This is a genomic window from Pseudomonas sp. HMSC063H08, from assembly GCF_001813645.1.
Classification (GTDB): domain Bacteria; phylum Pseudomonadota; class Gammaproteobacteria; order Pseudomonadales; family Pseudomonadaceae; genus Pseudomonas; species Pseudomonas aeruginosa.
On sequence record NZ_KV813335.1, the window covers coordinates 70,609 to 90,764 of the forward strand.

Consider the following 20,156-nt stretch of genomic DNA (forward strand, 5'->3'; position numbering starts at 1 on the left):
TCAGCTGATCTTGAACAACTGCTCGAAGTTGGAGATGGCGAGGATCTTGCGCACTTCCGGGCTGCAGTTCGCCAGGCTGATCTGCGCGTTCTCGCCGCCGGCGTGGTCGCGCAGCAGCAGGAGCATGCCGAGGGCCGAGCTGTCCAGGTAGGTGGCGTTGCGCAGGTCGACGACGTAGCGTCGCGGAGTGATCGCGACGCGCTCGTAGGCGTCGCGGAAATCCTGATGGGCCCCGAAGTCGAAGCGCCCCTGGATCTGGATGGTCAACTCTTGCCCATCGGCCGAGGGCAGCGCAGTGATGGCCATGGAAGTCTCCTGGTAGGCGTGGCGGATCGAGGGAACGCTTGAATCATGTAAGCAGTTCCCCGGCAAAGCGGCAACTTGCCAGATCACCTGACTATCAGAAATATCTGTCAATACAACTAGATCGCGCAGTCCTAAACTGCCCCGCTCCGAGCCAGCCGTCCTGTGCCGAGCGGGCTGCGACGGCGCCGCCGCGCGTGGCGCTCGGAGCCTGGGCAGTGGGCGAAAGTCTCATCCCACCTGCCCGTCCCAAGCGGACCCGCGCCAGGCTGCCAGGTCACCCCCGGCGCAACCTGGCGCGGGTCCGCTTCCTTGCGCTACTTGGCCCGGTAGATGATGCCCGGGCTGCACTGCACCATCTGGTAGTGGTCGGGCAGGTTGTTCAACGCCTCGGAGGCGCCGAGGAACAGGTAGCCGCCAGGCTTGAGCGTGCCATGGATGCGCAGCAGGATGTCGCGCTTCACCTCGGCGGAGAAATAGATCAGCACGTTGCGGCAGAACACCATGTCGAACTTGCCGAGGCTGGCGTAGCTGTCCAGCAGGTTCAGGGCGCGGAACTCGACGCGGCTGCGGATCGCCGGCTTGACCGCCCAGCGCCCCGGCCCCTTGGCGTCGAAATAGCGTTGCAGACGCTCCGGGGACAGGCCGCGGCCCATCGCCAGGGTGTCGTATTCACCGGCCTTGGCGGCGGTGAGCATCGACCCCGACAGGTCGGTGGCGACGATCTGCACGCCCGCCTTCAACTGCCCCAGGTTGGTCTTCTCGAACTCGTCGATGGCCATCGACAGCGAGTACGGCTCCTGGCCGGACGAACAGGCCGCCGACCAGATCCGCAGGCGCTGCCCGCCGTTGGCCTTGATCAGTTCGGGAAGAACCCGCTGCTTGAGCACCTCGAACGGGTAGGTATCGCGAAACCACAGGGTCTCGTTGGTGGTCATCGCGTCCACCACCATCTCGCGCAGGCCGCCGCGCTGGGTCTGGATGCGCTGCACCAGTTCTCCCAGGCTCTTGATGCCCTGCTGCTCCATCAGCTTGTTCAGCCGGCTCGAGACCAGGTACTGCTTGTTGCTGCCCAGCACAATGCCGCAGGTCTTCTCGAGGAAGACCCTGAACAACTCGAAATCCGCATTAGCTGCCGACACGCATAAGCCTCTTCGCCCTGGGCGACCGGAACGCAGCCGGTCGCCCGTATTCACATTGTTGTCGAGGGCCGATCGCTCAGCCCGCGTCCACCGCCTTGATCCGCTCCACCACCCGCGCCGCCAGATCGTCCGGACGGAACTTGGCGAGGAAGTCGTCCGCACCGACCTTCTTCACCATCGCCTGGTTGAAGACCCCGGACAACGAAGTATGCAAGAGAATGTGCAGTTTCTGCAGGCGGGGATCGCTACGGATTTCCGCCGTCAGGGTATAACCGTCCATTTCCGGCATTTCGATGTCGGAGATCAGCATCAGCAGCTCGTCTTCCGGACGCCGTCCCTCGGCGAGCATGTTCTGCAGGTACTCCAGGGCCTGGCGCCCGTCGTTGAGCGCGGTCATTTCCACGCCGACCGCCTCCAGGCAACGGGTCACCTGCTTGCGCGCCACCGACGAATCGTCCACCACCAGCACCCGCTTGGTCACCGCGCGGCTCTGGGTCTCGGCGTCCACCACTCCGTGGGACACTTCCTCGGACGTCGGTGCGACCTCCGCGAGCACTTTTTCCACGTCGATGATTTCCACCAACTGCTTGTCCACCCGGGTCACCGCGGTCAGGTAATGCTCGCGGCCGGCGCCCTTGGGTGGCGGATGGATCTCTTCCCAGTTCATGTTGACGATGCGCTCCACCGAGCGCACCAGGAAGCCCTGCACCTTGGTGTTGTACTCGGTGATGATCGCGAAGCTGTTGGTCAGGTCCTGCAACCCGCGGCGGCCGGTGGCCAGCGCCAGGTCGAGGATCGGAATGGTGCCTCCGCGGATGTTCGCCACCCCGCGCACCACCGGGCTGGACTTGGGCATCACCGTCAGGCGCGGGCATTGCAACACCTCTTTCACCTTGAACACGTTGATGCCGTAGAGCTGGTTACCGTCCAGACGGAACAGAAGCAGCTCCAGACGGTTCTGTCCGACCAACTGCGTGCGCTGGTTGACTGAATCCAAAACACCGGCCATTGGCGCTCCCCTCAGACGGTCGTACCGGACTCCGGCACGACCATTGCTTAACCCGTTGCATGAAACAGGCAACGACAGTTTTTCGACGAATAATGGCCCGTAGCCATACTTCTCTACGGTTTTTACCCGTTTTGCTCGGGCTCGGCTACCTGTGCGCGGCTAACAACAGCCAGGCCCAGGGTTTTACCGCTCCCGAGGTACTTATCGGCTCCACCCAGGGGTTTCTTGAATTCAAGGTAGAAGAATATCTGCAGAATAGCGGACTCGACGGGCGCTACCAGATTCAGGTCAACCGCGTCGACCCGCGCTTGCGCCTGGCCGAATGCGACAGGGACTTGACGCTCAGCCAGGAAAGTCCGGCACAACCGATCGGCAGGGTCACCGTGCGCATCGGTTGCGAAGGCAGTGCGCCCTGGACCATCTTCATGCCGGCGCAGGTGAAACTGTTCCGCCAGGTAGTGGTCGCAGTGCAGCCACTCAAGCGCGCGCACGTGCTGGAGGATGCCGACATCGCCCTGGTCGAGCGCGACGTCGGCCTGCTGACCCAGGGCTACCTGACCGATCCGGCCCGCGTCGTCGGGCAGAAACTGCGCCGACCGGTGGTCAACGACCAGGTGCTGGCGCCGGTCTTCCTCGAGCAGGCCGAGGCCGTGCGCAAGGGCGACCAGGTGGTGATCCTCGCACGCACCGCCACCATCAACGTCAAGATGCCCGGCGAGGCGCTGTCCGATGGCGCCCCGGGCCAGCAGATCCGCGTGCGCAACCTGCGCTCGCAGCGGGTGATCAAGGCCCGCGTGCTAGAACCCGGCACGGTCGAGGTGAATATGTAGAGGGAAAGCCGTGGCCGGTAGCGCTGGCGCTACCCCGGCGGGTTTCTCTAAACTGGGAAACGACGCACGAAAATAAGTCCTAAAGTTTTTCAAGCCTTCGCCGAAAAGCTAGGCAAGCGTCCAATACCTTCGAGGTTTACAACCATGGTCATCGACTTCAACCGGCTGAATCCCGGCAGCACGCCAGCCACCACCGGCCGTACCGGCAGCACCGCCGCGGGGCGTCCCGACGCCACTGGCGCCGACAAGGCAGGCCAGGCCGCGACTTCCGCTCCGAAGAGCGGCGAGTCGGTGCAGATCAGCGAAACCGCCCAGAACATGCAGAAAGTCACGGACCAGCTGCAGACCCTGCCGGTGGTCGACAACGATAAGGTTGCCCGGATCAAGCAAGCGATCGCCGATGGCACTTATCAGGTCGACAGCGAGCGTGTTGCCAGCAAGCTGCTCGACTTCGAATCCCAGCGCTGACCTCGAAGGACGCGCTGGAGGACATTGGACGCCGAATGAACTCCCGAGCCCGAGATGCCTGACTCCCCTACCCTGCTCGATCTGTTCGCCGAGGATATCGGCCACGCCAGCCAACTCCTGCAGTTGGTCGACGAAGAATTCCAGGCCCTGGAACGGCGCGAACTGCCGGTCCTGCAACAGCTTCTCGGGGCCAAGCAGCCACTGATGCAGCAACTGGAGCGAAATGGCCGGGCCCGCGCGGAAATCCTCCGCGAAGCCGGCGTTTCCCTCGACCGCGAAGGCCTTGCCCGCTACGCCCGCGAGCGTGCGGATGGCGCCGAGCTGCTGGCGCGCGGCGACGAACTGGGCGAACTGCTGGAGCGTTGCCAGCAGGCCAACCTGCGCAATGGGCGGATCATCCGCGCCAACCAGGCTTCCACCGGCAGCCTGCTGAACATCCTCCGCGGCCAGGACGCCCCGAGCCTGTACGACAGCCGCGGCGGCACCGCCTCGAGCAGCCGGCAACGCCCGCTCAGCCAGGCCTGAACCCGACCAGCACACGTATCAAGGCACAGTGCTATCATTGAGGCATTCGTGCCCCAGGAGAGCATTGAAGGTGCCCAACCCGTTCGTCGAAGAAGCGGGGCCGCAACCCCCGAAGGTGCTCAAGGCCCCCGTGGAAATCCAGGCCAACCTGCGCCTGCTGCAGGATAGCCGCGACTCCCTGCTGATCACCTTTGCCGATCGCAACCAGCGCTTCCAGAGCTTCCTGGTGGACATCGACCGCGACCGCGGGATGGTCGCGCTGGACGAACTCATCCCCAACACCGGCGAACGTTTCCTGCAGAATGGCGAGGCGTTTCGCGTCGAAGCCTTCCACGAAGGCGTGCGTATCGCCTGGGAATGCGAGCGCCCGGTGCAGTTCGGCGAACACGACGGCGTCCCCTGCTACTGGGCCGCCCTTCCCGCCGAAGTGCTCTACCACCAGCGCCGCAACGCCTACCGCGCCAGCATCAAGCAGAGCCAGCCGATCGCCGCGGAAATCGCCGGGGAGAAACTCCGCGCGCCGCTGAGCGGACAACTGCTGGATATCTCCGCCACCGGCGCCAAGCTGCGCTTCGCCGGCAATGTCGCCGAACGCCTGCATCCCGGCGAGATCTACGAAGACTTCAGCGCCCAGTTGCCACAGGGCGCGATCAGCAGCGCGATCGAACTGCGTCACGTGCGTTTCGACGAAAAGCTCGACGCGACCTTCGCCGGCGTCCGCTTCAGCGAGATGAGCGGCCTCGCCCAGCGCCAGGTGGATCGCTTCGTCTACCAGTTGCAACGCGAAGCGCGGCGCTTCGAGAAAGACGAACTGTTCTGAGTCTCACAGGACCACTCCCAGCGCCGCCAGGCGCGGCAGGTCCTCGGGACGGTCGACGTCCCAGAGCGCCGGCAACAGGTGATGCTCCCAGCCCAGTTGCCGGAGACGCTCGCAGGTCAGCGCCAGCAGGCGGTCTCCGCCCCAGGGCATCGACTCGAACAACAGCGGGTCGACCCGGGTCAGGCCGAGCAGCGCGTAGCCGCCCCGCTCCACCGGCCCCAGCACCGCCTGGTGGCGGCCCAGGGCGGTGCAGGCCGCTTCCAGGTAGTCGCCGTCCAGCACCGGGCAGTCGTGGCGAATCAGCAGTACCGCCTCGCTTTCCGCCAACCCCAGCGCCGCGATACGCCGCATGCGCTCGCCGGGATCGCCGGCCGGCTGGCTCATCAGGCTCCAGCCCAATGCCATAGCCAGCGTCTGCAGATCGCTGTCCAGATCGTCGTCGAACCAGAGGATGCGGGCACTGAAACCGCGATCGGGCAGGCGCAGGGCGCGTTCCAGCAATACCCGCTGCAAGCGTCCCGCGCTCTCCTCGCCGATGGCCTGGGCGATCTTCGGCCGCCGCTGCCCTGGCGGCAGGTTGCGCACCATCAGGTGAAGGGAAAGCGTCGGACTCATCGCAACCTCTCCTGCCTATCGGCTCCCGCGGCGAGCGGAATTCAGTTCTGCATCGCGCCGTCGGCCTGCGGCGCGTCGGGCTCGCCATCGACCATCTGTTCCTGCACCGCCTGTTCGTCTACCCGCGGATCGAGCGCCGCGACCAGCGGGGAGCTGGTCATGTTGTCCGGGGTCGGCACGTGGTGCAGCGGCGCGTCGTCGACCCGGTGCAGGCCGCTGACCTTCTCCGGATGGACCCGCCAGACCAGGATCAGCGCGCAGGCGCTGACGAACGCATATAGCATGTTAGCGCCAAACAGCCGCATCAGCGCGCCGGCCGCCAGCGGCCCGATGCAGGCGCCGACGCCGAAGGTCACCAGCAGCATGGCCGTTAGCGAAACCCGTCGCTCGGTCTCCACGTGGTCGTTGGAAAAGGCCACTGCCAGCGGATAGAGGGTGAACTGCAACATGCTCGCGGCGATTCCCAGGGCCAGCAGCAACGCCAGCGGCATCTGTTGCAACAATGCCAGCGGCAAGGCGAACAGGCACAGCAGGATGGCGCAGGCGCGGATCAGCCAGGCGCGGTCGCGACGGTCGGACAGCCAGCCGAGCGGCCACTGCACCAGCAGCCCGGCGAAGATGCAGGCGCCCATGTACAGGCCGACCTGCTCGTTGGGCAGCCCCAACTGGTTGGCGTACAGCGGCGCCAGGCCATAGAAGGAGCCGACCACCAGCCCCGAGACCAATACGGTGGTCAGCGACTGCGGCACCCGGCGGATGAAGAAGCGCGGTTCGAGCGGCGCCGGGCGCAGCGCCGCGGGGTGGATCTTGTGGGTCAGGGCCAGCGGCACCAGGCACAGGGCGAAGCAGAAGGCCACCAGCATCAGCAATTCCGGCCCCAGTTGCGGATGCGCCACCAGGATCATCTGGCCGAGCACCAGGCCCAGGTAGGAAGCCGCCATGTAGCCGCCGAACACCGCGCCGCGCTGGCTGGCATCGGCCTGCTCGTTGAGCCAGCTCTCGATCACCATGTACTGGCACATCAGGCCCAGGCCCATCACCATGCGCAAGGCGATCCACGCCGGCAGCCAGGGCAGCAGGCCATGGCCGAGGACCGCGGCGGTGACCACCCCGGCGCAGGCGACGTAGGCGCGGATGTGGCCGACCCGGGCGATCAGCCGGTGACCGACCTTGCCGCCCAGCACCAGGCCGAAGTAGTTGGCTGCCATCAGCGCGCCGACCCACAGGCCGTCGACCTTGTCCGCCGCCAGGCGCAGCGCCAGGTAGGTGCTGAGCAGGCCGGAGCCGGTGAGCATCAGCAGGGTAGCGAAATAGAGAGCGCGAAAAGAGAAGAAAATCCGCCGCATCGGACCTCCGGTTCCGTACAAGGGAGCCGGCGCCGCTCGCGGACTGCCCGGCTCGCACAGCGTTGGAGTCCCGGGGAGGCCCCGGGACAGGACGCGGGATGCCGAAGCCGGCACCCGACACCACGACCCTGCCGCCGCGAGGCGGCAGGGGGTGACACAGGGCTAGGAAAGTACCACGGTGGATCAGGCCTGGGCTGCCAGGACACGACGCTCCCAGGGGCTGATCTCGTCGAAGAAGCTGGTCAGTTCCATGCTCTTGGTCGCCACGTAGCCTTCGACGAACTCGCTGCCGAACAGTTCGCGCGCCAGCGCGCTGCCTTTCAGGCGCCGCAGGGCATCGTACATGGTGCAGGGCAGGGTCAGTTCCTCCGGTACCTCGAACTCGCCCTGGATCGCCGGGCTCGGCTCCAGTTCGTGCTCCAGGCCGTAGAGACCGGCGGCCAGGCTGGCGGCGATGGCCAGGTAAGGGTTGGCGTCGGCGCCCGGCAGGCGATTCTCGACGCGCCGCGCGGAGGCTCCGCTGGCCGGGATGCGCAGGCCGGCGGCGCGGTTGTCGTGGGACCAGCAGGCGTTGTTCGGCGATGCGTAGGGATGGCAGAGGCGCTGGAAGGAGTTCACGTGCGGCGCGAAGAAGGGCGTGAAGTCCGCCAGGCAGGCCTGCTGGCCGCCGATGAAGTGGCGGAACGCGGCGGAAGGCTCGCCATCGGCTTCGCTGAAAATGTTTCGCCCGCCGTCCAGTTCGACGATGCTCTGGTGGATGTGCATCGAGCTGCCCGGCGTCTTCGCCAGCGGCTTGGCCATGCACACCACGATCAGGCCGTGCTTGAGCGCGACCTCCTTGAGCAGGTGCTTGAACAGGAAGGTCTGGTCGGCCAGCAGGACCGGGTCGCCATGCAGGAAGTTGATCTCGAACTGGCTGGTGCCCATCTCGTGCATGAAGGTGTCGCGCACCAGGCCCAGCGCATCCATGCAGCGGTAGACGTCCTCGAAGAACGGCCGCAGGCCGTTGTTGGAAGACACGCTGAAGGCCGAATAGCCCAGCTCGCGCCGGCCATCCGGCCCCAGCGGGGCCTGGAACGGCTCGTTGGGATCGGTGTTCGGGGCGAAGACGAAGAATTCCAGTTCGGTGGCCACCACCGGTTGCCAGCCGTGGGCGGCGTAGCGCGCCACCACCTGCTTGAGCAGGCCGCGGGTGGACAACCCGGACGGCGTGCCATCCAGTTCCTGCGCGTCGCAGATGGCGAAGGCGCGCGGAGTGTTGCTCCAGGGCAGGCGATGGACCTGGGTCGGCTCGGCGACCAGCGCCAGGTCGCCATCGTCGCTGCCATAGAAGCGCGCCGGCGGGTAGCCGCCCATGATGCATTGCAGCAGCACGCCACGGGCGAGCTGCAGGCGCCGGCCGCTGAGGAAGCCCTCGCCGGTCATCACCTTGCCGCGCGGCACCCCGTTGAGGTCGGGGGTGACGCATTCGATTTCTTCAACTCCAGCCAGCCGTTCGGCGAGTGAGCCTTGGCCTTCGATAGTCATGACTTCTTATCCTTGTTGGTATCGCGGATGCCGCACCGGGCGGCGGCCGCGTACAAAATACGCATCGCTTGTTCAAGATATCAAGCATGCGGCACATTCTCGCGTGTGCAAAGCCTTTCGCCGCAGAGGCGTTCTGCCTTGCCTGCCGGGTACGAGGAAAAACGCCGGCCAGGCGTATATCCTCTGTGCCTTCGCCGCCCTACCCGCCACAGGAGTACTGCCGTTGATTCTCGGAACACCCAAGGCCGACTGGCTCGCCGAATTCCCGCGCCTGGCCGACCTGATCGCCCTGCGCCCGAGCGAGTGGTTCAACCCGGCCATCGCGCCGAGCGCCGAAGCCCTGGCCGACGTCGGCCTCGGCGCCGCCGACGTGGCCGACGCCAGCGCCCGCCTGCAGCGCTTCGCCCCGCTGATCGCCCGGCTGTTTCCGGAAACCGCCGCCAGCGGCGGCATCATCGAGTCCGACCTGGTCGAGGTCGCCGCCTTCCACGATGCCCTGCGCCAGCATTACGCCGCCGAACTGCCCGGCCGGCTCTGGCTGAAACGCGATAGCCACCTGCCGATCTCCGGCTCGATCAAGGCCCGCGGCGGCATCTATGAAGTGCTCGCCCATGCCGAGCGCCTGGCCCTGGAGCACGGCCTGATCGGCCTCGACGACGACTACTCGCGGCTGGCCGGGGCGGATTGCCGGGCATTCTTCGCCCGCCATCGGATAGCGGTGGGCTCCACCGGCAACCTGGGCCTTTCCATCGGCATCATCGGCGCCGCGCTGGGCTTCCAGGCCAGCGTGCACATGTCCGCCGACGCCCGCCAGTGGAAGAAGGACAAGCTGCGCGCCCACGGCGTGACGGTGGTGGAGTACGCCTCCGACTACAGTGTCGCGGTGGAACAGGGCCGCCGCGAAGCGGCCGGCGATCCCTACACCCATTTCGTCGACGACGAAAACTCCCGCGACCTGTTCCTCGGCTACGCCGTCGCCGCCGAGCGACTGCGCGGCCAGCTGGACGCCGCCGGCATCCGCGTCGACAGCGAGCACCCGCTGTTCGTCCACCTGCCCTGCGGGGTCGGCGGCGGTCCCGGCGGGGTGGCCTTCGGCCTCAAGCTGGCGTTCGGCGACGCGGTGCACTGCCTGTTCGCCGAGCCGACCCATTCGCCCTGCATGTTCCTCGGCGTCTATACCGGCCGCCACGAGCAGGTTTCGGTGCAGGACTTCGGCATCGACAACCGCACCGCCGCCGATGGCCTGGCGGTGGGGCGTCCGTCGGGCTTCGTCGGCCGCGCCATGCATCGCCTGCTCGACGGCTACTACACGGTGGACGACGATGAACTGTTCCGCCTGCTCGCGTTGCTCGAGCGCAGCCAGGGCATCCGCCTGGAACCCTCGGCCCTGGCCGGCGCGCCGGGCATCGCCCGGGTCACCCGTGAGCCGCAGGGCTATCGCGAACGCATGGGGCTGACCTCGGCGCGCCTGGCCAATGCCACCCACCTGGTCTGGGCCACCGGCGGCGGCATGGTGCCCGAGACGGAAATGCGCGCCTACCTGGAGCGAGGCCGCTCGCTGCTGGACTGACACCGACACGCGCGGGGCGCCACGACCGTCCCGCCACCTCCCGACGAGGACCTTGCATGCGCACACCCGCCTGGCTCGGCAGCGGCATGCCGCTGCTCTTCGTGCTGCTCTGGAGCACTGGATTCCTCGGCGCCAAGTTCGGCCTGCCGTACGCCGAGCCCTTCACCTTCCTGGCCATCCGCCTGCTCCTCGCGGCCGCCCTACTGGCCGCCTTCGCCCTGCTCAGCGGTGCGCCCTGGCCGGGCTCGGCACGGCTGGCCGGGCATGTCGCGGTCGCCGGCCTGCTGGTCCATGGCCTGTACCTGGGCGGGGTGTTCCTCGCCATCGAGCACGGCATGTCGGCCGGCCTGACCTCCCTGTTGGTCGGCCTGCAACCGCTGGCTACCGCGGCCCTGGCCGGCATCTGGCTCGGCGAGCAGGTCAGCCGCCGGCAATGGCTGGGACTGGCGCTCGGCCTGGCTGGCGTAGCCCTGGTGGTACTCGGCCGCATCCACGGTGGCGCCGACGGCCTGGCCTGGGCTGCGGTGCTGGTGGCACTGGCGGCGATCACCTGCGGCACGCTGTACCAGAAGCGCTTCTGCGGCGGCATGGACCTGCGCACCGGCGGCGTCGTCCAGTACCTGGCCAGCGGCGCCCTGCTCGGCCTCGCCGCGCTGCTTTTCGAAAGCCGCGAGGTGCAGTGGAGCACGCCGTTCGTGCTGACCCTCGGCTGGCTGGTGCTGGGACTCTCGTTCGGCGCCGTCGGCCTGCTCTACACGCTGATCCGGCATGGCGCCGCGTCAAAGGTGGCGAGCCTGTTCTACCTGGTGCCGCCAGTGACCGCGCTGGCCTCCTGGCTACTGTTCGACGAGCGCCTGGCGCCGGCGGCGATCGGCGGCATGCTGCTGGTGATGCTCGGCGTCGCGCTGGTCAACTGGCCGGGCCGGCGCGCCTGAGGCCTCAGTGGCTGTAGTGCCGGGTGGCGGCGAAGCGGTTGAGGAACAGGTGGATCACCAGCACCGTCATCAGCGTGATCAGCACCGCGAAGCACACCGAGGTAAATCGGTAGAGCACGCTGTACATCATGTCGTGGGTCGGCGTCAGGTACTGGCCGAGGACGATCGCCAGGGTGGTCAGCGCGCCGAAACCGATCCCCGGTACGCCGTTCTCCAGCATGTGGATGCGCGCGCAGAACATCGCCGAGATCCACAGCAACAGGGCGACGAAGGGCAGGATGTCGTAGTGATCGTAGAGCAGCACCTGCAAGCCCACCGCCAGCGCACAGCCGAGCAGCGTACCGAGGGCGCGGATGCGCCCGGCGAAGTGCACGCCCTTCCAGTGCATGGGAAACAACACCAAGATCGAGGCGATCTGCGCCGACAGCGAGTCCTTCAGGTCGAAGGTCTGGAAGACCACGAAGGACAGGGTCGCCACCGTGGCCCCGAGCAGCGTCTCGTGGCGCCGGCTGGGGGCGTCCTTGGCCGGCGCCTGGCGCGGCGGCCGCGGTTCGACGTCGGGGAACAGGTAGAACATCAGCACGGCGATGGCCACCGTCAGCCAGGTGGCGACCATGTTGCTGGCGAGCATGTCGAACAGATCGACGTCCGGATAGCTGGCAAAGTGCAGCAGCATCGAGAGGAACACCGAACTCAGTGCGCCGAAGAAGAACAGCGGGCCGCGCGCCATCAGGGCGAAGCGGTAGACGAAGAGGCCGAAGACGATAGGCGTCATCAGCAGCGGCCGGTCGCCGAACAACCCGTACAGCACCAGTACCTCGACGCTGATCACCACGGAGTTGGCGAGGAACTGGCGGACGATGTGCAGGTTGATCACCGGCGTCAGGCCGAGCAGCAGCATCGGGTAGACCCCGAAGAACGAGCCGTAGTCCCAGTTCATCAGCTTGCAGACGAAGAACCCCAGGGTGCCGCCGCCGGCGATGCGCAGGCACTGACGCAGGTCGTTGGCGGACATCGCGAGCTTGGCCGGCATGGCGTCAGTAGACGTAGTGCAGCAGGCTGATGGCGACGATCTGCGCGCGACCGAGCAGGTGGCTCAGGCCGTCGCCGGGATACAGCTGCACGGTGGCCTTGGCACCGGTGGGCAGCAGGCCTTCGGGAAGTTCGTCGAGCACCACGTGCAGGCGCTGGCGCTGAGCGTCGCGGACCCAGCGGTCGGAGGTGACCGGCGCGGCGAGGTCGCCGTTGGCGTCCAGCTGGCCCTCCTTGACCCCGGCGTCGATGGCCGCCACCCGCGCGCCGAACACTTCGCCGGGACGCGCGTCGAACACCACCGCCGCACGGTCGCCAGGGCGCACGTAGCGCAGCGATTTCTCGCGGAAGTCGGCGACGATGTCGATGCGGTCGTCCACCAGCGCCGCCACCGGCGTACCGGCCGGAACGTAGGTGCCCGGGGTCAGTTGCAGGTTGCTCAGGGTCCCGGCGCGGTCGGCCCGGACGCTGCTGTATTGCAGTTGCAGACGGGCCTGGGCCAGGGCGTTACGCGCCTGGCGCAGGCGCAGGTTGTCCTCGCCGGCCGTGCCGCGTCGCGCGGTCAGCTCGCCGATCCGCGCCTGGGCCGCGGCGACCCGGGCACGGGCGGCCTGGGCCTGGGCGCTGACCTGCTCGTGCATCTGCTGCGACACATGGTGGCGCTGCACCAGTTGGGCGGTGCGGCGCGCCTCGCTGTCCAGCTCGCCGGCGCTGCTGCGCGCGGCCAGGAGGTCGGCCTTGGCCGAGGCGATGGCGGCATCCAGCTCGCGGTTGGTGCGCTCGGCTTCCTCCAGTGCCAGTTCGGCCTGGCGCACGGCCAGTTGGAACGGCTCGGGATCGAGGCGGAACAACACTTCGCCGGGCTGCACGTGGCCGTTGTTGGACACCAGCACCTCGGCGACCTGACCGCTGACACGCGGCGCGACGCGCACCACCGGCCGGGTCAACTGGGCCTGCGGGGTGAGCGGCATCCACAGGTCGGCGACCAGGAAGTAGACGAACAGCAACACGAATACCGCGATAGCGACTTGAACCCAACGGGCAAATCGTTGATCGGGAGTCATAGGGTACGAGCCTCGAATCCAGCGGGAATGCAGTCGCCGCAGCGGGGCCTGAATGCGGGGGTTGGCGCGGCCGGGATGGAACCGGCGACCCGGACGACGGCCAGTGGGTAGCCGTCGCCGCTGCGGCGACCAGGTGACGCAGTATATTTCGAGACAATCGCCCCTGGCCTGCCGGCATCGGCAATAGATCATTACAGACAGCGTAACAATCGAACGAGCGGGCCGGCAGGCGGCTGCCATAGACCGGCACCGGGCCATGCATCGCCAGTGCCAGGACACCCCTGTAGCCCTCCTGCGAACTCTAGCAGTGGTCGCGCCCGGTCGACGGCGTAGATTGGCTGAACGATGCGTCCTTCCTGCCTGCGCATCGCCTGCCGCCAAGGACTGCGGATCTCTCCCGACACGCCATACCGCGCGCCAGACGGCTGCCTGAAAAGGCAGGCCAGGTATTCAGTGGAGATACATCATGGCAACACAAGGAGTGTTCACCCTTCCCGCCAACACCCAGTTCGGCGTCACCGCCTTCGCCAACTCGGCCGGAACCCAGACGGTGAACGTGCAGGTCAACAACGAAACCGTCGCGACCTTCACCGGGCAAAGCACCAACAACGGCATCATCGGCAGCAAGGTGCTCAACTCGGGCGGCGGCGGCAAGGTGCAGATCCTGGTCAGCGTCAATGGCCGCTCTTCGGATCTGGTTTCGGCGCAGGTGATCCTGGCCAATGAGCTGAACTTCGCCCTGGTCGGCTCTGAAGACAGCACCGACAACGACTACAACGACGCCGTCGTGGTGATCAACTGGCCGCTCGGCTAGCGTCGGAAAAGGCGGCGGGGACGCGTAGCCAGTTCCCCGCCGACCGTCATCGACGAGAACCGAGAGTCTTCTCGTACGACATGCGCATGTCGGCCGCCCAACCGTCCAGCACCGCCTTGACATCGTCTCCCGTGATCGGCTGATCGGAATCGTCCAGCGCCTTGCCGGTGCCCTGGCGCACCATCTTCGCCAATACCTTGTTGTCCCCACCGTCGAGCAGCATGGCCTCGGTGGCGATCTGGGTATCCTGGTCGCGAATCCCGACCGCCGTGCTCATCCCAGCAGCGATCAGCGCGATGGGGATGACCTCGTATGGCCGTAGACCCTGGGTATGGCTGGAAACTGCGGTGATCGCCGGTTTCAGCACCAGGATACCCGGGCCGGGGGCGCTGGCCAGCGGCAGGCTCTTGCCCAGCTCACGGCGCAATGCCTGATCGTAGTAGGTCGTGATGTCCGCAAGCGTCTTCGCGGAAACCTTGTCGTTCGGTTTCGGGACCGGATAGAACCTGCTGGGCTCGATGTAGATCCGCTGGTAGCGCCGCACGTCCGCCTGCGGGTCTACCCAGCGCAGGAGCGGCGCTCCGGAAGGCGCGGTGGCAGGCGCCAGCGTCGAATAGTCACCGATGAAGCCCGAGTAGTTTTCCGGCTTGACCTGACCATTGGAACAACCCACCAGCGCCGCCAGCAGCGCGCAGGAAACGGCAACTCGAAGTCGTTTCATTAAGAGCCTCGAACAGGGAAAGGAATGTCGCCGAATAATGGAAAACGCTCAGTCGAGAGCGAGTCGCTCAGAATATAGGCAGAAGTTGCAAAAACGGAAATCGCTTGCCGACGCTATATTCGGAATTGCTCCGCAACTCTCGAAGAGCGAATACCTTTTCATTTCAGAACTGTTATGAGTGCGCAGGAAAACCCAGCTCCGGAATATTGAGAAGCCCTAACCGCGGGAGCCGCAGTTCATCTGCGCCTCTTCGCACAGCGACGGCCCGCAGGCGCGCCGCCCCCGCGTCTGTCCAGGGCAAGCCTGCGCTTTCCCGCCCGAACGCTACCGAACTTCCGGGCATATTAAATTTGCACTGAACAGCGGTTTCGAATTCTACCCGAGCGCCTGCGGAAGACGATCCACTCCCAAACAGAATCGAAGAACTTGGAGAGAATCGCCGCAACCCAAGGAAGATGCTTCGACGAACGTTCCGACATCGGCATGCCCCGGCCTGTTGCCAGAAAACAGGCCGGTATCGCTCAGGCGGACGGCTCGTCTCCCAGCAACTCCCGGGCGATCTTCAGGATCGGCTCGCGTCGCTTCATCGCTTCCCGTGACAGGTACTGGTGCGCCTCGCGCTCGTCCCAGCCATGGTGCTGCATCAGCAACGCCTTGGCCTGGTTGATCCGGGCCTGGCCGGCGATGCGTTCCTGGAGCTGCTCGGTCTTCTGCTTCAGCTTCGCCATTTCCTCGCTGATGCGCCGCGCCGATACCAGCACAGGCAGCACCCGGTGGGCGTCGAGCGGCTGGGTGATCACGCCGTGGCACTCCAGTTCGATGATCTGCGAGAGCACCGCGGGGCTTTCGTACTCCACCAGCGCCACCAGGGTAGTGCGCGGAGTCCCGGCGGCGAGCAGTGCAGCAATCTCGTCGTGGTGGCGATTCTGGAAAATGCTGGTGAAGACCACGTCCACCGGCACGTCGAAAGCTTCCGGCGGCGGCCAACACTGGCGTACCGAACAACCGATGCGGATCAGTTGCAAGACCAGGGCGTCGCTGACCTCCCCCGGCGGGTTGAGTACCAGCACCTGCAACTCGCGCAGGCTGCCGAGCAGCGAGTTGGCGCTCATGGGAGCGCTCCCCCGCCCATGCTGGCGGACCAGTCGTCGAGGTTATGCACGACGACATAAGGATCGGGGCGAATCGGTTCGGGCGACTGCCAGCGGACCTGGAACACGCCGCGCGCATCGATTTCCGCGATGCGCGAAGACAGGCGGCTGTGGTTGTTCTGGCGCTCCACCCGGACCGGCCCCTGCGGCGCGTCGATGCAAATGTCGTACAGGTGCCGCTGCACGTCTTCCACTCGCCAACTGCCTGCGGCCTGCGCGGCGCGGCCAAGCAGCAAGGTCTGCCAGTAGGCCGCCTCGGCCCAGGCGGTGATGGTCGCGTTTTCCGGGAAGAAGCCATGGCAGGCCTGGACGAAGGCGCGGCTGGCGGCCGTATCGATGCTGGAGAAGTACGGCGCGACCACCACCTGCCCCTCCGCCACGTCGCTCTCCATCTTCGCCACCTCCGCCTCGCTGGTGGTCAGGCTGGCGATCGGCGGCCGCCTGCCATCGCCGTAGCGACGGGCGATGGCGCGATACAGCTCGGCGGTGCCGGTGCCCACCACGGTGGAGAAGACCACGTCGGCGCGCGCCTGGTAGATGCGCTCGACGGCGCGCTGCACGTCGTCGTCGGAGGGATACAGCGGAATGTATATTTCCTCGAGCACCGTGCCGCCGTGCTGGCGGTACAGGTGGCGCATCACATGGTTGCTTTCCCGCGGATAGATGTAGTCCGAGCCGATGAACACCACCCGCTCGCCGTAGTGGCGAATCAGGTACGCCGCCAGCGGCGCACTGTTCTGGTTCGGCGCCGGACCGCCGTAGACGATGTTCGGCGAATACTCGAAGCCCTCGTAGGGAGTCGGGTAGCAGAGCAGCGCGTCGGCGCGCTCGACCACCGGCATCACCGCCTTGCGCGTGTGCGACATGTAGCAGCCCACGAGGAACCGTACCCCCCGGTTGCGAATGAAGTCCTCGGCGCACAGCCGATAGCGGTCCGGATCGCCGCCGGGGTCCTGGGACAGCGTTTCAATCGGGCGACCGCCGACGCCGCCCTCGCGATTCAGTTGCTCGACCGCGAGCAATGCGCCATAGCGCTGCGAGCGCTCGATATCGGCGGTGACACCGGTTTCGGAGAACAGCAGGCCGATCAGCGGCCGCTCCTGGTGCGATCCCATCCGTTTCCTCTCCTGTGACTGTCGCTCAGCGCCGCACGAAGCGAACCCGCTCGTGCTCCAGGCTCGCCAGGTAGGTCGTGCAGTTCCCGTCGCCCGGCTGGTGGTGGTCGAGCAGATGCTCGGCCAGCGGTACCTCGAGATGATGACGGACGCTGCGGCGCAACGCACGGGCGCCGAACTGCCGGTCGAAGCCGGCGCGGGCGATCTTCGCCAGCACCTCCGGGGTCGCCTCCAGGCGGCAGCGATGCTTCTCCAGGCGCCGGTTGAGCCGCTGCACCTCCAACTCGACCAGGCGCGCGACGACGTTGCGTTCGATCCAGTTGAAGGTGACCACGCTATCGAGACGATTGACGAACTCCGGCGAGAAGGTCTTCAGCAGCCGGGCCCGGACCATCCCGTCGATGTCCCGCCGCCGGCGTTCGCCGCCGACCGGCAGCAGGCGCCAGGGCAGGCGTTGGCGACGCTCGTCGTAGCGCTGGATCTCATGGGCGCAGAGATTGCTGGTCATGAACACCAGGGTGTTGCGGAAATGGTAGGTGCGTTCGCCGGAAGCGACCCGCAGCAGGCCGTTGTCGAGCACGTTGAGCAGCGCATGGACCACTTCCGGGCTGGCCTTCTCCAGTTCGTCGAAGAGAACGATGCCGGGGCGCCCGGGACTGCCGTCCAGCTTGTCCTGCTCCAACAGCGTGGTGCCCTCCTTCGCCCCGACGTAGCCCGGCGGCGCACCGGTGAGGGCGGCGGCATAGTGCTCCTGGGACAGGGTATTCATGTCCACCCGGCAGAACCCCTCGGCGTCGCCGTGCAGGGCCCTGGCCAGGGCGCGCACGATCTCGGTCTTGCCGACCCCGGTGGGGCCGAGGAACAGCGCGCTGAACAGCGGACGGCGCGGGTCGGCGATGTCCGCGCGAACCACCTTGAGCATGTCCTCGACGGCCTGTAGCGCCGGTTCCTGGCCGAGCACCTCGGCGCGCAGGCAGTCCATCACCGCCGCCGGGTCGAAACGGAAGCGGCTGTGCAGGGCGCTGCGGTGGCTCAGGTGGGCCTGGAGCAGACTCGCCTCGGCGAGATTCTCCCGCGCCAGGGCCTGTTCCTCGTCCTGCTGCCGGCGGGACTGGTCGAGCATGTCGCTCAGAAAAGGCATGGATGAAACTCCTTCTGCCACAGGGGGGAAATGGCGGAGACGGCGTGCCGCGCGACGGCACGCCGGGCTGGCGGCGTCTGCCGTCAGGCCTCCTTCTCCAGTCCCTCGTAGGGCAGCCGGCCGACCGGGCATTGCGCCACACCGGTAGTCGAGCGGGTCAGACGCTCGACATTCTCGCGCGCCTTCTCGGCGTCGGTGACCCAGGTGCGGTAGAACTCGAACGGACATTCCGCCAGGCCCCGGTCGCCATCGCCGGATGCCTGCAAGCCGCTGTAGCCGCGGTGGAGGATCTTGAACAGGTGGTTCTGCGACTGATCGTTGGCGCGCGCATCGCGGATCTGCGAGAGCGACAGCTGGGCGTACTGGATACCCATTTCCTCCTCGCCGCACTCACCCAGGGTACGACCGTCGAAGCCGATGATCGCCGAGTGGCCGAAGTAGGAATACACGCCGTCGAAGCCGGCGGCGTTGGCCACCGCCACATAGCAGTTGTTGGCCCAGGCCATGGCCTTGGCCATCATCACCTGCTGGTCCTTGGCCGGGTACATGTAGCCCTGGCAGCGCACGATCAGCTCGGCGCCCTTCATCGCGCAGTCGCGCCAGATTTCCGGGTAGTTGCCGTCGTCGCAGATGATCAGGCTGATCTTCATGCCCTTCGGCCCTTCGCTGACGTAGGTCTGGCCACCGGGATACCAGCCCTCGATGGGGCACCAGGGAATGATCTTGCGGTACTTCTGGACGATCTCGCCGTTGTTGTCGATCAGCACCAGGGTGTTGTACGGCGCCTTGCGCGGATGCTCCTCGTGCCGTTCGCCGGTGAGGGAGAATACGCCCCAGACGTTGGCCTTGCGGCAGGCGCGGGAGAATATCTCGGTTTCCTCGCCGGGGATCGCCACCGCGGTTTCCATCATCTCCGCCGGATCGTACATGATGCCCTGCAGGCTGTACTCGGGGAACACCACCAGGTCCATGCCGGGCAGGCCCTGCTTCATGCCGACGATCATGTCGGCGATCTTCCGGGCGTTGTCCAGGACCTCCGCCGCGGTGTGCAGGCGCGGCATCTTGTAGTTGACCACCGCTACTCCGACGGTGTCGTTGCTGCTGGAAATATCGCCGTGACGCATGGATATCACCTCTTGTTGTTATTTTTTCGGGACGAAAAAAGGCCCTCCCGGGTAACCCCGGGAGAGCCCATTTGCTCTGTACGTATGCGTTAGGTTCGGTCCCGCGACATCGACGCTGATGCGCATGACCTGATGGCGGACATATAAGCCCCGCCGGAAAGGGCTGTCAAGAGCTGTGAGCGCTATGCAATCGACCACGGACGCCGCCATGGGCGACGAACGGTACGCCTACGAAGGTTCCGCGACGCCCCGGCGACAGTTCCTTTTTTCTGCAATTTCCCCCCCGTCCTGTGAAAACGGCAGCCGACGGCAGAGTGGAAATACCGCCGCCGCCGATCACTCGAACGCAATAACCTTTCGCATGAAATCTAATCGCGAAATGTCAATTCCCTGGAGCTTGCAGGCCCCAATGGCGTGGGCTAATCCGAAATACATCACAGGATGTTGATCACCGACGGTGAGGAAAATGATTTCCAGCTTGCTATCCCGCGCACTGCTCGATCCGAAGCTGGCCCATGCCCTGGCGTCGGCGCCCGAGGATGCCATTCGCTCGGCAGAGCACGAAATCTCTTCGGACGATCTGCAATTTCTCTCATCCATCGATAGCGCACTGCTCGCCCGCGCAGCCGAGCGTCTCGAGCACCTGCTAAAGCCCGATTCACCCAACCGGAGTCCTTCGACACGAACGTTGAAGGACTTCGTCTATCTGGTCAGCCAGCAAAAAGGAGCGACGAACATGCTAGAGGATCTGGTGGCACTACTCGACCAGCAGCAACAACAAGGAGGAGCGCAGGCACTGAAGAACCTTGCGTCTCTACTTGACCAACAACAGCAGCAGAAAGGCCGGCAGCTCCTTCAGGACCTGGCCGCCGTCCTCGACCAGCAGCAACAGCAGGGAGGCCGC

The 20,156-nt window shown here is 66.2% G+C and carries 21 protein-coding genes; 8 read left to right on the top strand and 13 right to left on the bottom strand.

Annotated elements, in window-relative coordinates; genetic code table 11:
- The 3 genes from hsbA to HMPREF2924_RS02380 all read right to left on the bottom strand — a co-directional run bounded on the left by hsbA (window position 1) and on the right by HMPREF2924_RS02380 (window position 2,454).
- Complete coding sequence (hsbA, locus tag HMPREF2924_RS02370; protein ID WP_003091727.1) at window positions 1-306, bottom strand: anti-anti sigma factor HsbA; 306 nt, start codon at window positions 304-306, stop codon at window positions 1-3.
- A gap of 314 nt (window positions 307-620) precedes the next feature.
- A complete protein-coding gene (gene cheR, locus HMPREF2924_RS02375; RefSeq protein WP_003091728.1) occupies window positions 621-1,445 on the bottom strand; it encodes a protein-glutamate O-methyltransferase CheR in 825 nt (274 codons plus the stop codon).
- A gap of 76 nt (window positions 1,446-1,521) precedes the next feature.
- On the bottom strand, window positions 1,522-2,454 hold the full coding sequence (locus HMPREF2924_RS02380) for a chemotaxis protein CheV (protein WP_003091730.1): 933 nt from the start codon (window positions 2,452-2,454) through the stop codon (window positions 1,522-1,524).
- Between the two features lie 131 nt (window positions 2,455-2,585).
- On the opposite strand from HMPREF2924_RS02380, the gene flgA reads away from it, so the two are divergent.
- The 4 genes from flgA to flgZ all read left to right on the top strand — a co-directional run bounded on the left by flgA (window position 2,586) and on the right by flgZ (window position 5,097).
- A complete protein-coding gene (gene flgA, locus HMPREF2924_RS02385) occupies window positions 2,586-3,284 on the top strand; it encodes a flagellar basal body P-ring formation chaperone FlgA (protein ID WP_003130277.1) in 699 nt (232 codons plus the stop codon).
- A gap of 144 nt (window positions 3,285-3,428) precedes the next feature.
- Complete coding sequence (gene flgM, locus HMPREF2924_RS02390) at window positions 3,429-3,752, top strand: flagellar biosynthesis anti-sigma factor FlgM (RefSeq protein ID WP_003098742.1); 324 nt, start codon at window positions 3,429-3,431, stop codon at window positions 3,750-3,752.
- 54 nt (window positions 3,753-3,806) lie between these two features.
- Window positions 3,807-4,277: a flagella synthesis protein FlgN gene (locus HMPREF2924_RS02395; RefSeq protein ID WP_003091733.1), complete on the top strand. Its 471-nt coding sequence runs from the start codon at window positions 3,807-3,809 to the stop codon at window positions 4,275-4,277.
- A 28-nt stretch (window positions 4,278-4,305) separates the two neighbouring features.
- Window positions 4,306-5,097, top strand: coding sequence for a flagellar brake protein FlgZ (gene flgZ, locus HMPREF2924_RS02400; RefSeq protein WP_003119635.1), 792 nt, complete (start codon window positions 4,306-4,308; stop codon window positions 5,095-5,097).
- A gap of 3 nt (window positions 5,098-5,100) precedes the next feature.
- Here the strand turns inward: flgZ and HMPREF2924_RS02405 are convergent, their stop codons facing one another.
- The 3 genes from HMPREF2924_RS02405 to HMPREF2924_RS02415 all read right to left on the bottom strand — a co-directional run bounded on the left by HMPREF2924_RS02405 (window position 5,101) and on the right by HMPREF2924_RS02415 (window position 8,483).
- The gene (locus HMPREF2924_RS02405; protein WP_003130276.1) at window positions 5,101-5,712 is read right to left on the bottom strand and encodes a TIGR04282 family arsenosugar biosynthesis glycosyltransferase; all 612 of its coding nucleotides are present in this window, start codon (window positions 5,710-5,712) and stop codon (window positions 5,101-5,103) included.
- A gap of 41 nt (window positions 5,713-5,753) precedes the next feature.
- Window positions 5,754-7,058 (bottom strand): MFS transporter, encoded by a 1,305-nt coding sequence (locus HMPREF2924_RS02410; protein WP_003091737.1) that lies wholly within the window; start codon window positions 7,056-7,058, stop codon window positions 5,754-5,756.
- Window positions 7,059-7,241: 183 nt separating this feature from the next.
- On the bottom strand, window positions 7,242-8,483 hold the full coding sequence (locus HMPREF2924_RS02415) for a glutamine synthetase family protein (RefSeq protein WP_003119633.1): 1,242 nt from the start codon (window positions 8,481-8,483) through the stop codon (window positions 7,242-7,244).
- Window positions 8,484-8,808: 325 nt separating this feature from the next.
- Here HMPREF2924_RS02415 and dsdA point away from each other — a divergent pair, with 325 nt between their 5' ends.
- Window positions 8,809-10,155: a D-serine ammonia-lyase gene (gene dsdA, locus HMPREF2924_RS02420; protein ID WP_003130275.1), complete on the top strand. Its 1,347-nt coding sequence runs from the start codon at window positions 8,809-8,811 to the stop codon at window positions 10,153-10,155.
- A 56-nt stretch (window positions 10,156-10,211) separates the two neighbouring features.
- Window positions 10,212-11,090, top strand: coding sequence for a DMT family transporter (locus tag HMPREF2924_RS02425; RefSeq protein ID WP_003098734.1), 879 nt, complete (start codon window positions 10,212-10,214; stop codon window positions 11,088-11,090).
- 4 nt (window positions 11,091-11,094) lie between these two features.
- On the opposite strand, the gene HMPREF2924_RS02430 is transcribed toward HMPREF2924_RS02425, so the two are convergent.
- A complete protein-coding gene (locus HMPREF2924_RS02430) occupies window positions 11,095-12,105 on the bottom strand; it encodes a DUF2955 domain-containing protein (RefSeq protein WP_003119630.1) in 1,011 nt (336 codons plus the stop codon).
- Window positions 12,106-12,127: 22 nt separating this feature from the next.
- Window positions 12,128-13,186 carry an HlyD family secretion protein gene (locus HMPREF2924_RS02435; protein WP_003091742.1) on the bottom strand — a complete coding sequence of 353 codons (1,059 nt, stop codon included), beginning with the start codon at window positions 13,184-13,186 and terminating at the stop codon, window positions 12,128-12,130.
- 466 nt (window positions 13,187-13,652) lie between these two features.
- Between HMPREF2924_RS02435 and HMPREF2924_RS02440 the strand changes: the two genes are divergently transcribed.
- On the top strand, window positions 13,653-14,000 hold the full coding sequence (locus HMPREF2924_RS02440) for a fucose-binding lectin II (RefSeq protein ID WP_003091745.1): 348 nt from the start codon (window positions 13,653-13,655) through the stop codon (window positions 13,998-14,000).
- Window positions 14,001-14,046: 46 nt separating this feature from the next.
- Here HMPREF2924_RS02440 and HMPREF2924_RS02445 read toward each other — a convergent pair whose 3' ends face one another.
- From HMPREF2924_RS02445 to HMPREF2924_RS02465, 5 genes are all read right to left on the bottom strand, one after another.
- Window positions 14,047-14,721: a DUF3313 domain-containing protein gene (locus HMPREF2924_RS02445; RefSeq protein ID WP_003091746.1), complete on the bottom strand. Its 675-nt coding sequence runs from the start codon at window positions 14,719-14,721 to the stop codon at window positions 14,047-14,049.
- 521 nt (window positions 14,722-15,242) lie between these two features.
- Window positions 15,243-15,833, bottom strand: a complete 591-nt coding sequence (amiR, locus tag HMPREF2924_RS02450) for a transcriptional antitermination factor AmiR (RefSeq protein ID WP_003130274.1) — start codon at window positions 15,831-15,833, stop codon at window positions 15,243-15,245.
- Window positions 15,830-16,987 (bottom strand): aliphatic amidase expression-regulating protein AmiC, encoded by a 1,158-nt coding sequence (amiC, locus tag HMPREF2924_RS02455; protein ID WP_003091751.1) that lies wholly within the window; start codon window positions 16,985-16,987, stop codon window positions 15,830-15,832. The genes amiR and amiC overlap by 4 nt, the downstream gene beginning before the upstream one ends.
- A gap of 25 nt (window positions 16,988-17,012) precedes the next feature.
- Entirely contained in the window at window positions 17,013-18,128 is a 1,116-nt protein-coding gene (locus HMPREF2924_RS02460) for an AAA family ATPase (RefSeq protein ID WP_003091753.1), read from the bottom strand.
- Window positions 18,129-18,211: 83 nt separating this feature from the next.
- Complete coding sequence (locus tag HMPREF2924_RS02465; protein WP_003091756.1) at window positions 18,212-19,252, bottom strand: aliphatic amidase; 1,041 nt, start codon at window positions 19,250-19,252, stop codon at window positions 18,212-18,214.
- 466 nt (window positions 19,253-19,718) lie between these two features.
- On the opposite strand from HMPREF2924_RS02465, the gene HMPREF2924_RS35765 reads away from it, so the two are divergent.
- A partial coding sequence (locus HMPREF2924_RS35765; protein WP_161802113.1) for a hypothetical protein occupies window positions 19,719-20,156 on the top strand: 438 nt, incomplete at its 3' end.